Genomic DNA, 13,364 nt, shown 5'->3' on the forward strand with positions numbered 1-13,364 from the left:
CACCTTCGATGCCTTCATCATGTAACCACACGCCCGTGCAGGTGCCCATGGGGAGCACTCCCCATCTGCACCGGGCGCGATGCCCGATCGGTCAGTCGATGGGGAATTCGGGCGCGATGGGCAGCTGCACCCGAGCGAGGGCGCCGCGGTTCGCGTACATGCCACGCCCCGGCGGGAAGTCCTTGCGGGCCAGACGCGGGAAGGTCGTCCGCAACACGAGGTCGCCCTCCATCTGCTCCGGCTGCAGGAGGATGCCGCGATGAGCACTCTTGATCTCGCCCATGAGCGGCCAGGACGACGACCAGCCGGACACCTCGTTCTCGGCGATCACCAGGTGGTCGCTGCGTTTGATGGCCTTGATGAGTTCCACGAGCGGCGGGTCGGCAATGCCGTTGAGGTAGTCGGAAATGGTCTCGATGACGACCACCGTGCGGTTCGTGACCGTCTCGGCCGCGATGGCCGCCGACAACGCCTTGGCCTGCTCGGCGATCGTCTCCGGAGTGACCGCCGATTCGTCGAACCGGAGCTCGCGCAGCAGATCGGACCGCTTCGAGCCGAAGTACACGAACCTCGTCGCGGGGTCGAAGCGTCGCATCGCTCCGACAAGCGCCGCGACGGCGTTCGTCCGGCCGCTCCCGGGTGGGCCTCCGACGAGGAAGGCGCCGGTCGGGTCGAATCCGATCGGACCGAGGTCCGCGTCACCGATGCCGAGCGTCGGCCGGTCCCCCACGCGGTCGGGCAGCGACGCTGCCTCGATCTCCTTCGGCAGTGCACCGACAGGCGGTGCGACGATCGTCGCTCCGGCGCGTGACATCGCATCGGCGAGTCGAGTGGTCGCGAGCGACTGGTCGGACAGCACCGGCGACCCGCCGAGGATCGCGACCTGTACCTCGAGGCCGTCGACGATCGCTCGACCCGCGGGCGATTCCGGGCCGAGGATGTCCTTCGGCACCCCCAGGAGTTGGTAGCCCGTCTCGTCGGCGAGCCGCAGGACCACGCGTCGCTGCACCCCCGAACTGATGTTCGTCGGGACTGATCCCGGCCGATCGGCCGAGAAGGCGATGTTCACGCCGAGCTGCCGACCGTCGGTGATGAGCTGCTGGAAGAGCGTGTACCAGGATGACAACCCGAGCGTCGTCTCGTACTCCTGGCGGAACGCCTGGAAGCCGTCGACGAGCAGGAGGATCCGGCGTTCGTCGGTTGCGCCCGTCACCCGCCGGTAGTCCGTGATCGAGGACGCGTTCGCCTCGGCATAGCGCACGGAGCGCTCGTCGACGATGTCCTTGATCCGCCGGAGGAGGCGGATGACGCGCTCCTGGTCATCGCCCGGGATGATGGAACCGACGTGCGGCAGCGCCTCGAGCATGCGCAGGCTGCCCGCGCCGAAGTCGAGTCCGTACACCTCGACGGGGCCGCCCCGCGGGGTGATGCCCGCAGCCGTGGCGAGCGTCCGGAGGACAGTGCTCTTCCCTGAACCGCCGGTGCCGAAGACCGCGATGTGACCGTCGACATCGGGCCGGAAGTAGACCGGACGCTGCTCCTGGGAGTCCGGCAGGTCTGCCACGCCGATGAGGAGTTCCGCGTCGGAGCGCTGACGGAGCTTGCTCAGGTCGTAGACGGGCGCGAGTTCGTCGAGCCACGGTCGCCGAGGCGCGGGGATGGAAGCCCGGTCCGCTGCGGCGATGATGCTCGCGACGAGTCGTTGCTGATCCGTCGGACCGAGGTCGCGTTCCTCCTCCGCATCGGCTGGTCGCGGTTCCTCCCAACGGGTGTCCCCACCGAAGCGCAGCTCGCGGACCTCGATGTCGGACCGTTCCGGCTCGTCGCTCGTCCAGCCACCGGCGTAGCCCGACTGGAAGATGCTCAGCCGACCGGGCCCCGTCTTCGCGATGCCGCGGCCAGGCACGCCCGGGTCGAAGTGGGCGGCGTCCTTCACCCCGACGACGTCCTGACTGTCGGATTCGTCCGCCATGCGCAGCGCCACCCGGAGGTTCGTGTTCGCGCGCAGATTGTCCTTGATGACGCCAGCGGGCCGCTGCGTCGCCATGATCAGGTGGATGCCGAGCGAGCGACCGCGCTGGGCGATGTCGACGACGCCGTCCACGAACTCCGGCACCTCGCCGACGAGCGCCGCGAACTCGTCGATGACGAGGACCAGCGCCGGCGGGGAGTCCGGGTCGCCGCGCTTCTCGAGCTCCAGCAGGTCCTTCGCCTTCTTGCGGTTGAGCAGGTGCTCACGGAAGTGCAGCTCGGCGCGGAGGCTCGTAAGGGCGCGGCGCACGAGGTGCGGGCTCAGGTCGGTGACGAGACCGACGCAGTGCGGGAGCGTCACGCAGTCGGCGAAGGCCGAGCCGCCCTTGTAATCGACGAAGAGGAACGACACCCGGTCCGGGCTGTATTCGGCGGCCATACCGAGCACCCAGGCCTGGAGGAACTCGCTCTTGCCGGCGCCCGTCGTCCCACCGACGAGTGCATGCGGCCCCTGGGCGCGGAGGTCGAGGTGCATCGCATCGACACCTCCGGACCCGACGGTCGCGCGCAGCTGCCCGGCGCGGCGGGGTTTCGGAGGCCTGCCCGGCGTCCGGTCGTGGATCGAGGAGTTCTGACGCCAACGGTCGACCACGGCGTCACTGGACGTGGACAGCTCCGATCCCAACAGCGTGACCATCGAGACCGATCGAGGCAGATCGCTGGAGTCCTCGACGAGCGCACCGGCATCGATCACGGAGGCCATCCGGCGGGCGTAGTCGAGCGCGGTCACCGGGTCGACGAACTCGGGACGCGCGTCGTCGACGGCGTACCCGAGGCGCACCATGCCGACGGTCGCGGGCGCATCGACTCCGGAGCCGGACTCGGGCACCTGCAGGAAGGTGCGGCAGGCTGCCGGGAGCGACGCGACGTCGTCGCCGATCCAGATCGGGAACACCCCTGCGTCAGCGGCGATCTCAGCGAGCTGGACGAGCCGTGCCCGGTCCACGCTGACGTCGTCGGAGATGAGCAGCACGATCGCCGGGATCGGCGACTTGGTGCCGGTGTCGTTGGAGCTCTTCGTCCCGACGTCGGCTCCACGCTCCTGGGCCGCCTGCTTCTCCGAGATGGCACCGCGCCGAGCGTCGCCGGCACGAGCCGTCGCCAGTCGTGTCTGGACGAGCTCCTCGATCGCCGAGAGGAGGACGTTGCTGCTGGCGCCGCTGTCTGCGAGATGTCCGGCGTCGAGCGGGCTGTTCGGCGAGGACGCGTGCGGCAACCATTTCACCCACGAGAGCGCGTTCGACCAGGCTGGCGACACGATCGCGGCGACGACGAGCTCCGCAGGCGAGTGCAGGGCCGTCAACTGGACGAGGATGCCGTTGACCGCTCCGCCCGCGGTCTGCGGCGAGCCGGCGATGCCGAGCGCACCCGCGTCGTACAGGTTGTCGATGATGGGCACATCGGCGACCGTGGCGTACTGCTCCTGCAGCGCGTCGAGCCGCTCCTGGAACTCGGGCAGGAAGCCGTCGCGGGCCTTCGACGACACCTCATTGCGCGACGGCATGGTGCCGACCCCCAGACGCAGGTTGAGGAACGACCAGTGCTCAGGACGCCTCGTCCAGAGCAGGGGCCCTCTCGTCAGCGCCTGTTGGAGTGCCTCGGAGGTCGACGGCGCCTCGCGCATCCGGACGTCGTGTTCGGTCTCGCGTTCTGCGGCGAGCTGCTTGCCGAGCGACTCGAGCCGCTCGTCGAACAGCTTGATCTGCTTCTTGAGCTTGCGTTTGTTGCGGCCTCGCCCCGTGATGAAGTTGCCGATGAGCATCAGCGGCGTCATCGCGATGAAGAGCAGCGACATCGGGTTCCGCGTGATGAAGTACATCGCGCCACCGAGCATCACCGGCGTGAGCATCGCCAGCAGCGGGAACGGTTGGTCCTCGCGCTCCGACGGAGGCTCCGGCGCCGGGAAGGTCTCCCCCGCGTACCGCCGCTCGACGCGGGGTGAACGGTTGAAGTACACTGGTCCGGCCTTCGGGACGACGCCGGCCCGACCGACCGACCCCGCGAAACCGATCTCGACCTCGGTGTCGCCGATGAGGACCCGCTCGCGCTCGACCACCTTCACGCGCGGGACGATCCCGCCGTCGACGACGATGCCGTTCGCGGCCCCGAGGTCCACGAGCTCGATCTCGCCGCCGACCTCGAGTCTCGCGTGCCGTTTCGACACCAGGGGGTCGTCCAGGACGACGTCGCTGCCCGCCTCACGCCCGATGGTCCAGCTGCCGGCGGGAAGCGTGAACTCCCGGCCGGCCTCCGGGCCGGAGAGGACGCGCACCACCGCGACAGCCGGCGCCTGGCCCGTGCGGGCGGACGAGTAGTAGACGCCGGCGTCGGCGAGTTCGATGACCGCTCCGGAACCGACCCAGGCCTCGCCGATGGGCGCCTCCGGTGGCAGCGGCAGGGTCTCTGTCGAGCCCGGCAGGCGCGCATGCAGGGTGAAGTCGGCACTCGCCGAGTCCGGACCGAGCGGATCGACCCGGGCGATCGTCGACGCGACCTCGGCGATGCTCGCCGCGGCGTCCGTCGTCACGACGATGTCGGAGGACGCCCCGGACGGCCTCGTCAACGTCAGCTTGATGCGCATGCAGGATCCTTCATACGAGAGAGTCGAACGTCGTCCGGCCGGACCGGCTACGGTCCGCCCAGCCTAGCGACGACACCGGATCGAGGAGCGGCCCGGACCGGGCGTCAGCCCTTCGAGCTCTCGGGGCGGACGATCTCGGCCGGGTCCCCGACCTCGGACGGTTCGGGGGCCGGGACGAGGAGCGAGACGGGCAGCTCGACGCTGTCGCAGTCGAGGCTGTTGAGGGAGAGACTGTCGGTGAGCTGCGGGCCGTCGTCGCCTCGCTCGAGGCGGAACTCGACCCCGAGCGACTCGAGCTCGGCCGGCACCGCCCCATCAGGCGACGCCCAGTCACTCGCCAGGCACCCGCGCACCACGGCAGACTCCCCGTCGTCGGACGCCTCGACCTCGACCGCGCCGAACGGCGTCGGGCCGGGAAGGACGTCCGTGCGCTGCCCGTTGCCGATGCGATCCCGAGCAGCCTGGTACAGCCGGTCGCGGAGCACCGACCCGGTCGTCGCGGTCAGTGCCGGGAGCGAGAAGTCGTTGCGGTTGCGGGCGATCGCCTCCGCCTCCAGGGCTGCACGGGTCGCGACGACCCAAGGATCCCCATCGAGCTGCCCACTCGGCGTCGCACCGCTCCAACTCGCGGTCGGGAGCGGCTGCGGCGCGGTCGGCGAACACCCGGTGAGGACGGTCAGCACGACGGCGAGCCCTGCGAGGCCCGCCGCACCCTCAACCCTCAGCGGCATCACGGTACTGCCGGTAATACGCCTCATACTGTCCGCTCAACGCGCCGACGGTCTGGACGTTGCCGTTCGGCGAGTTCAACGCCGCGTCGAAGGCATCCTCGTTGTCCTCGACCCACGCAACGAGGTCCGCCGGATCGTTCGACGTCGGCGGCGGGACGTCGACGACGTCGAGGGCGACCAGCATCTGCGCAGCATGGACGCTCGCGGTCCAGGTCCTGGCGTCGTCGAAGTCCGCGAGGCCGGTCAGCAGATCCTCGTGACTCTGCCCCCAGGCCTCGGTCGCCGCCCCGGAGACAGCATCGGTGAGCTGTCCGCGGACATACCCGGCACCCTCGCTGACGATCTTCTCCGCGATGTCGTCGCCGATCGCACCGACGGGCTTGTCGAGCCCCGGGATCGGCAGGAAACCGACGCCGGTCTCGACGACGCCGATCGCCGAGGACACGGCCTCATCGTGCCGGTTCGCCGAACTGAGGTCGGCGCCGTCGGTGCTGCCGTCGAGCACGGCCTGCATCAGCGTCACACGGGTGATCGCGTCGGCAGGGTTGTACACGCCGAGCTCGGCCGCGCCGAGGACCGTCTCCTGGTAGCCCGAGATCACCCGTTGCAGGGTGTCCGCACCACCGTCGGTGCTGCCCGCGATCCCGAGGATGCGTGCAAGCGTCTCGGACGACAGGTTCGCATAGGTCCGCGGCGGGACCGGGTTGCCGTCGGCGTCGACCGTGATGCCGAACGCGTTGATCTGCGTGGTCGCCTGCGTCAGCGAAGTGGCATTCTCGCGCGGGTCGATGATCGGTTCCTCGACGAGCCCGGACAGTTGCGGCGCGAGCACCTGGGCGAGCTTCACGCTTCCGAGCTCACCGATGCTGTCCTCGGAGAAGAACCGGTTCCCTTCGACGTAGCCTTCGGCGTCGGTCGTGTCCCTCGGCTCCCCGACGAGCGCGTGGATGGCGTTGTGCGTGAGGGTCGCCGTGTCCAGCCAGGCCTGCTCGGAATACCGCTCGGGGTTCGGGTCCATGGGACCGCCGGGGACCGCCTCGGCGCCGGCGAGCATCGCGAGGACGCCTTCGAAGCCGTCGAGGCTCGAGTCCCGCCGACCGAACCAGTACTCGACACGGTTCGGACCGAGGTGCGACGAATCGTACGGTTCGTCCGGGTAGATCGGCGCATCGCGATACGCGATCGTCGCCCATGTCGGTGAGCCAGTCCATGGCGGCTTCGGGATACTCGCCCAGTGTGCTGAACACGCGCGAGGTCCAATCGCCCAGGCGGTTCACGTCGTACCCGGCCTGGTCCGCCTCAGCCATCGCGAGGAAGCCGTCAGGGCCGAGGATGCCCTGTCCGGGACCCGGATAGCCCTCGGTGGCGCCCGGCAGGCCGCGCTCATACTCGTCGGCGAGGTTCGCGAGGCCGACCGTCGTCGTGAGCCCGATCGTGTCGTCGCCCTCGTCGCCGAAGAGGAACGCGAGGCCGGTCCAACTCCCCGTCCCGTACTCCTTCGCGGCTCCGGCCCAGAGGTCGTCCGCGAAACCTTGGCCGACGGCGGAGGTCCAGCGCTGCGAACCGACCGAGAGTCCGCCACGCACCGACTGCGCGAGGAGGAGGGCTGCGCCGGGGGCCAACCACCCGTTCGCACCAGCGTCGTCGATCCGGCTGATGAGGGACATGAGGTCCTCGCCACCGAGCGCGAGGTTCATCTGCGCCATGACGGACGGGTCGTTGCCGTAGAGCGCATACAGCGACTGCAACTGCGTGGCGAGTTCGGGCTCGAAGGAGCCATGCCCGAGCTCGTGCGCCATGTCGGCCATACCCTGGGCGATGTTGGCCGGAGTGAGGTCCGCCGCCGAAGTGATCCCGATCGCAGCCAGCGCTGCCTGCTGAGCATCCCAGCTGTCGCCTCCCGGCGAGGACAGAGCGGAGACGAGGGCGGCGTCCGCTGTCTCCCGCTCCTCTGAGAGGGCTGCGAGCAGACGCTCGGCCGTCCCGCGTTCAGTGACGGCGGTCTGGTGCTCAAGATCGCGTCGTGCCTGCTCAGTCGGGTCCGGTCCGCCCATGGGGTCCATGAACTGTCGGAGCGCGACGAGGTTCGCCTGGACGATCTGTTCCGCGTAGGTGTTCGCTCGCGACTTGATGCCGTCGACGGTCGTCGTATAGGTCGCGATCGCATCGCGAACCGCCGCCATCTCAGGCACGACGGCGTCGATCTTGCCGATCGGCGTCGACAACGAGGAGACCCAGGCGACGGCTGCATCGCCGGTCCAGATGGCGTCCGAGACACCCGACTGCGCGGTCAGCGCCGCCGTACGTGCCTCCCCGAGGCTCGTCTCGGTCGTCTGGATGGTCGTCGCGGTCGTCCCGAGCGCGCCGGAGTCGATCCTGCCGGGGTCGTCCGCAGTCCAGTTCGCCATCAGCCCTGAGCTCCCATCTGCGCATCCGTGGCTTCCCAGGCGGTGACGATGTCACTCGCGGAGCGACCGGCTTCGACCATCGCGCTCCCGGCGAGCGACACGTGCACGGAGACCCACATCGCGAAGCTCTCCGCGGCGGCGGTCACCGAGCTGCTGCAGCTCCCCGAGAAGTCGAGGGTGATGTTCTGCGGCAGGCCGGACCCGCTCGGCGTCAGCGGTGCTGCGACGGCGAGGATCTGGTCCCCGTCGACCACGAGTGGTTGCTCGCTCATGATTCCCTTTCGTACCTCCGGCGCAGGACACCCGCACCATCGTGCCGCAGACGTCCGCGGCATGTTCGTCGCTCAGCGTATCCGAGCCGTCAGCGTCGGACGATGGGGAGCACTCCCCATGAGCCGGGCGACTGCGTGGTCAGACGGTGACGACGCGGATCGGGAACTCGCCGATCCCGATGATCGACCCCGGCTCGACGACATAGGCCTCGCCCGGCCGGCAGGCTGTGACCGAACCTCTGGCGTCCGTGATGGTCGTCCCGTTCGTCGAGTGCAGATCGGTCACGCGGATCGCTCGGCGCCCCGGGACCACGGCCGTGTGCGTCTTCGAGACCGACATGCGGGGATCCACGACGGCACGGAGTTCCGCGTCCGGATGCTCAGGACGCGCCCCAGGGTTCCGGCCGATGAGCATGGCGCGCCGGAGGGCGATCCGTTCGCCGTCCGGGAGTTCGAGCACGACGTCGCCGGCCAGGAGGGAGGCTGCAGCGACGGTCGCATCGAACTCGGCGGCCGACGTCGGCCCCTCCTGGCGAGGAGCATGATCCGACGCGCCTTCGGCAACAGATCGCACCGGATCCACGGGAGCACTTCCGATGAGGCCTGGGGGCACGGTGATCTGCAGTTCAGGCGCGACGGACGATGTCGACCCTGCCCGCGGGGGCTCAGGGGCGACGACCGTGGGTGCGGGTGGGCGGAACGGCGGCGGCGTAACGGGCGGCGACGAGACCTCCGGCGCGGGCAGCGCCGCCGGAACCTGCTGCGCCGCCGGCCTGCTCTCGAGTCCCGGGGGGACCGCCGGGGCGTCGGTCGTCGCGGGCCGGGAGACGGTCGCCTCCATCGGCTGCGGAGCCGCCTGCACGGTCGGTACCGGCGGTTCCGCTGCGAAACCCGGCGCAGGCACGAACCCGCCCGCCGGTGCAGGCGACGCCGAAGCATGGTTCGGCAGCGACGTCTGTGATGGAGACAGGACCGTCCGCGCTCCGTGCACGCGCAGCATGGTCGACGCGCCGTCGTCGGAGTCGGTGACGAGCGCCGCGAGTGAACGGAGGAACGACAGGAACGGTTCCTCGCCGTGCAGGGAACGCTGGCGCCGTCGCTTCTGGACGCTGTGCTGCATGATGAAGGTCGAGGCCGCCGTCCCTCGCGCAGACTTGGCCGTCGTGATCGCGAACGCGAGCAGCGGAGCCGGGTCGTCGACCGACACGACGCGCAAGCGGATGTCGGCACTCGTCCCGCCGTCGATCGTGACGTAGTGCCTGGTCGTCTGGGCTCCGTCGCCGGATGCGGCGACCGCCCGTTGGACCAGCGCGACGACATCGTCTGCGGTCCCCGCGACGTCGAAATCCAGACCGGTGTCGGTGAGTTCGGGCGATCTCATCGGTGGTTCCTCCCCCAGAGCCGTCGACCGAAGACGGCATCGCATCGATTATGGCGCACCGTCCAGATCCGCGAGCGTCGTTCGACCGCGACGCCCGAGGGCTGGCTGCGGACGATCGTCACAGTTCGTCCCGTTCCCACGGCCACCGCGGCGTCGACGGGCGCCCGGTGGACGAGGTGGCGACAGCGGAGGCGATCAGGACGATCACGACGGCGATGACCCCGACCGCGACCGAGAAGGGACCGACGAGCGTCGCGACGGCGAAGGTGACCGCTCCCGACGCGTCCCCGCTCGCGATCGCATCGAACACTCCGCCGCTCGCACCGTAGGCGAGCCAGGCGATGAGGCCGGTGACCACAGCGGTGCCGACCGAGACCCGCAACGGTGTCCTCCGTGTCTCCCCGATGATCGCCCACAGCACGACGACCGTCGCGACGAGCACCATCAGTGGCCCGGTCAGCGGGCCGGCATCCCGGTCGGTCACGACGTCGAGATCAGCGAGCAGGCTGATGAATCCGAACGCGCAGACGACGAGCGCGACGTAGGTGACCGCGGCGAACGGAGCGACCCACCAGGGGCCGCGAGCTCCGTCCGGCCGCTCGCTCACGGTCAGCGCGCGGTGGTCGGACCGGCTTCGAGCACGCGGTCGTACTCCTCCTGGGCCTCGATGTTCGCCGCTCGCACCTTGCGTCCGCGAGAGGCGATCCAGCCACCGAGCCACACCGGGATCTCCCGGGCGACGATGAAGGCGAGGACGGGACCGAAGGTGAACGCGACACCGGTCACCTCAGCGAGGATCTCGTCCACACTGAGCGTCCACGCGCGCTCCTGGATGAGGAAGCCGCCGACCCAGGCGAGGAACACGACGACACCGATGATGAAGCCACCGAGCACCCAGTGCACCCAACCGGATCGGTTCACGATCGCAGCCGTGACCGCCCAGGAGATGAAGAACGCTGCGACGGCCAGGAGGAAGGGCCAGCTCGTGGAGAGCTGGACGATGTTCTCGACGAAGGTGCCGTCGTCCTCGAACAGCAGCTGCAGGCCGGCGACGGCAGCAGCATACAGACCAGCGAAGATCACCGTGGCGAGCAGGCCGACGAGGATGCCGAAGCCACGGTTGCCGCGGATGTCCGGAGCGGACGGGGCCTGGATGTACAGCGGGAACGCCTGCGGCTGCTCCGTGGCAGGTGCGGCGTCAGTCGCGGTCGACAAGCCGACCGGGGCGTACGCAGCCGCGGGGTACGGGTGAGCGCCGGTGTCGGCCGGTTTGGCGGTCGTGGTCGCCGCAGTGTCGTCGTCGAGTTCGATGTTGGAGTATGCGCGTTGCGGAGCATGCGGCGCGTACGCGCGGGTCTCCTGTTCGGCGGATGCGGATTCGACGACCACGGGCTCGGACGCCCTGTGCTCGTGGACCACCGGGTCGGCACCGACACCGTCGGTGATCGTGTCCTGCTGCACCGTGTCCTCGGTGAGGATGTCCCGCTCGGGGGCGGTTCGTGCCGTGTCAGGGCCGGACTGGGCAGCAGCCGGGACACTCGGGTCGGTCGACGATCCGGGCTCGGGGTTCTGGGTGCTCATCGCGTACTCCTTCGGCGGGTGCCTGTTCAGGAGCGCCCTGCCGACACTCCGTTCGTCACGGTAGCAAGTCGCGAGCCATCTGCCGGTCAACCTCGCCGGGAACCGCCGACATGGATGCTCAGCGGGCGACTGTCGTGCCCCCTGCTCGCCGGCACGATTCTTATCCGATTCATAGACGAAGGAAACGGTCCCCTCAGCTCCGGACGATTGTCTAGGAGGTAATAACAGACACTTGTCGGATCACTGCCGATCCCGCGACGCCGACCCCCACGGCGGATCCCCCGGAAAGGCCCCATGCCAGAGCCCCTGCACGACCCGAGCCCGAACGACACCCCTCTCACACCGCGCACGCGAGCCCACCGCTCCGGCGCGCTCGGTGATGCCGCGCGCCGCTTCCGACGCCTGCCGCCCGCGCGCCGACGGCTGGTGGCCGGGGTCTCGGCCGGTGCCGCAGTCCTGCTCATCGCCGGTGTGGTCGCGCCGATCGTCGTGAGCGGCTCTGATGCGTCCGCCTCCGCGCCCACGGCCCAGTCGATGAGCGCCGCGGCAGAGGTGACCCCCACCTCGACCGTCAACGCCACGGCTGTGACGGCGATCTCCTCCGCGACTGGATCCGTCGCCGGTGGTACGACGCTCACCGTGAGCGGTGTCGACGTCGATGGCGTGACCCGCGTCGTGTTCGGCGACCAGGACGCGCAGATCCTCTCCGCCACGAGCACCGAGGTCACCGTCGCGGTCCCCGCCGCGACGAGCTTCTCCCCAACCGACGTCGGCGTCGCCGTCTACGCCGACGACCTCCGGGTCGACGGCGACGCGCTCAGCTACAGCTACGACATCGTGAGCCCGGTCGACGCACAGATGGCGTACGTGTTCCAGCACTGGGACGACTACAACCTCGCCGAGTACGGTTCCCTCGACGACACCGACTGCGCGAACTTCGCGAGCCAGAGCCTGCTCCAGCGGGGCTGGACGCAGACGTCCGACTGGTGGGCGGAGGGCACTGGCGACGACTTCGACTTCTCGAAGGCCTGGGTCAGCTCGACGTACTTCATGAACTACGCCGCCGACCACCCCGAACTCGCGACGGCGCTCGACGACGCCCAGCGCGACCAGGTGAAGGTCGGCGACATCGTCCAGTTCGACTGGGACAACAGCGGCGACCGCGACCACACGGGCATCGTGTCGAAGGTCGAGCAGACCGATGCCGGGGTCGTCATCTCCTACGCCGGTCACACCGACGACACCGACTACCGCACGGTCGACGAAGCCATCACCGTGATCCACCCCGGCGCTTCCGTCTACTACTGGAGCATCGCCTGACGACGTCGCTCCATTGACCTGTCTCAGGACGGTCTCGGCGTAGCGCGCCCGGGCAAGCCGCGCCCGGCGCGACACACCGACCCGATCCTGAGTTGGGGAAGAGGTTCTGATCAGGGGAAGGGGTCTGGACAGGCGGGAAGAGGGTCTGGTCAGGCAGGGAAGAGGGTCTGGACGATCGTCTGGGTCCAGCCGGTGATGGTGACGTTCGCCCAGCGGGTCGCGACCCAGGTGCCGTCACGCAGGAAGTGGCGCTCACCGGTTGTGTTCCCGGAGGGGTCGTCGTTCTCGGTGAAGCACATCGTCCCGCCCAACTCCTCCGAGCAGGTGAACCCGGCGTCGTTCATCCGCGTGATCGCCGCAGCCTGGGTGTCGGCCTCGACCCATGCAACGTTCGTCAGGATGAAGACCTCGCCGGCACCGCTGGCCTTGCTGAGGTCGCAGGTGAGCCGGTCCGTAGGCGTGAGCAGCGCGACGAGGGCATCGTCGTTCGAGCCGAACGACTCGTTCAGCGTCGGCTGCGCCCACGCCGGGTTGAGTTCGAGGAACCCATCCGCCGTGAGCGACTCGATGTAGCCGGCCGGGAAGAGCTGCGTGCACTCGGTCGGTCGCGCCGGCGCGGCAGGTGTCTCGGCGACGTCCGTCGGTGCCGTCGTCGGACTGACGGTGGACGACGAGCTCGGAGTGCTCGTCGAATCAGCGACGGGCGCTCCCATCGGGCCGACGGCCAGGAGACCGATGACCACGACGAGCGCGACCGCCAGGACACCGGCGAGCACGCTGAGCCAGATGACGACCGGGTTCCGCTTGCGTTTCGGAGCGGCAGCGCCGTACCTGACGTCGGCCTGCTCCGGAGTGCCGCCTGGTTGCAACGGCTGGAACTGGCCTGACGGCTGCTCGGGCTGATCACTCATCGCACCAGCATGTCGACTCGCGCCCCCGTCCACAACTCCGCAACCCCCGGTCTCATTCGCCCATTCTTGGGCGAGGGGGCTCCCGCTCGCCCAGAAATGGGTGACGGAAATGACGGAAGGCCCGTCCGGATCGCCATGCGATCCGGAC

General features: G+C 69.4%; 9 protein-coding genes. 1 reads left to right on the plus strand and 8 read right to left on the minus strand.

All coding sequences use genetic code 11. From position 1 onward, the window contains the following. Window positions 1-91 precede the first annotated feature (91 nt). The 7 genes from ABMA10_RS16345 to ABMA10_RS16375 form a co-directional block, all read right to left on the minus strand. Window positions 92-4,612: an FtsK/SpoIIIE domain-containing protein gene (locus tag ABMA10_RS16345; RefSeq protein WP_431030691.1), complete on the minus strand. Its 4,521-nt coding sequence runs from the start codon at window positions 4,610-4,612 to the stop codon at window positions 92-94. Window positions 4,613-4,716: 104 nt separating this feature from the next. Beyond that, on the minus strand, window positions 4,717-5,343 hold the full coding sequence (locus ABMA10_RS16350) for a hypothetical protein (RefSeq protein ID WP_347867109.1): 627 nt from the start codon (window positions 5,341-5,343) through the stop codon (window positions 4,717-4,719). Between the two features lie 857 nt (window positions 5,344-6,200). Beyond that, window positions 6,201-7,751 (minus strand): hypothetical protein, encoded by a 1,551-nt coding sequence (locus ABMA10_RS16355; protein ID WP_347867107.1) that lies wholly within the window; start codon window positions 7,749-7,751, stop codon window positions 6,201-6,203. Further along, complete coding sequence (locus ABMA10_RS16360; RefSeq protein ID WP_347867106.1) at window positions 7,751-8,023, minus strand: hypothetical protein; 273 nt, start codon at window positions 8,021-8,023, stop codon at window positions 7,751-7,753. Before ABMA10_RS16360 ends, ABMA10_RS16355 begins: the two co-directional genes overlap by 1 nt. A gap of 139 nt (window positions 8,024-8,162) precedes the next feature. Further along, window positions 8,163-9,404, minus strand: a complete 1,242-nt coding sequence (locus tag ABMA10_RS16365; protein ID WP_347867105.1) for an FHA domain-containing protein — start codon at window positions 9,402-9,404, stop codon at window positions 8,163-8,165. A 118-nt stretch (window positions 9,405-9,522) separates the two neighbouring features. Further along, window positions 9,523-10,011 carry a DUF6121 family protein gene (locus ABMA10_RS16370; RefSeq protein WP_347867104.1) on the minus strand — a complete coding sequence of 163 codons (489 nt, stop codon included), beginning with the start codon at window positions 10,009-10,011 and terminating at the stop codon, window positions 9,523-9,525. Between the two features lie 2 nt (window positions 10,012-10,013). Further along, on the minus strand, window positions 10,014-10,985 hold the full coding sequence (locus ABMA10_RS16375; protein WP_347867103.1) for a hypothetical protein: 972 nt from the start codon (window positions 10,983-10,985) through the stop codon (window positions 10,014-10,016). A gap of 294 nt (window positions 10,986-11,279) precedes the next feature. On the opposite strand from ABMA10_RS16375, the gene ABMA10_RS16380 reads away from it, so the two are divergent. Then, on the plus strand, window positions 11,280-12,305 hold the full coding sequence (locus ABMA10_RS16380) for an amidase domain-containing protein (RefSeq protein WP_347867102.1): 1,026 nt from the start codon (window positions 11,280-11,282) through the stop codon (window positions 12,303-12,305). A gap of 149 nt (window positions 12,306-12,454) precedes the next feature. Here ABMA10_RS16380 and ABMA10_RS16385 read toward each other — a convergent pair whose 3' ends face one another. Then, on the minus strand, window positions 12,455-13,216 hold the full coding sequence (locus ABMA10_RS16385) for a hypothetical protein (protein WP_347867101.1): 762 nt from the start codon (window positions 13,214-13,216) through the stop codon (window positions 12,455-12,457). Window positions 13,217-13,364: the final 148 nt, after the last annotated feature.

This window comes from Plantibacter sp. RU18 (genome assembly GCF_050613355.1).
GTDB lineage: Bacteria > Actinomycetota > Actinomycetes > Actinomycetales > Microbacteriaceae > Plantibacter.

Excerpts from the sequence above, each read along its gene's own strand:
- ABMA10_RS16360 (WP_347867106.1), bottom strand. The coding sequence starts at position 8,023 with ATGAGCGAGCAACCACTCGTGGTCGACGGGGACCAGATCCTCGCCGTC.
- ABMA10_RS16365 (WP_347867105.1), bottom strand. The coding sequence starts at position 9,404 with ATGAGATCGCCCGAACTCACCGACACCGGTCTGGATTTCGACGTCGCG.
- ABMA10_RS16380 (WP_347867102.1), top strand. The coding sequence starts at position 11,280 with ATGCCAGAGCCCCTGCACGACCCGAGCCCGAACGACACCCCTCTCACA.
- ABMA10_RS16375 (WP_347867103.1), bottom strand. The coding sequence starts at position 10,985 with ATGAGCACCCAGAACCCCGAGCCCGGATCGTCGACCGACCCGAGTGTC.
- ABMA10_RS16345 (WP_431030691.1), bottom strand. The coding sequence starts at position 4,612 with ATGCGCATCAAGCTGACGTTGACGAGGCCGTCCGGGGCGTCCTCCGAC.
- ABMA10_RS16385 (WP_347867101.1), bottom strand. The coding sequence starts at position 13,216 with ATGAGTGATCAGCCCGAGCAGCCGTCAGGCCAGTTCCAGCCGTTGCAA.
- ABMA10_RS16350 (WP_347867109.1), bottom strand. The coding sequence starts at position 5,343 with ATGCCGCTGAGGGTTGAGGGTGCGGCGGGCCTCGCAGGGCTCGCCGTC.
- ABMA10_RS16355 (WP_347867107.1), bottom strand. The coding sequence starts at position 7,751 with ATGGCGAACTGGACTGCGGACGACCCCGGCAGGATCGACTCCGGCGCG.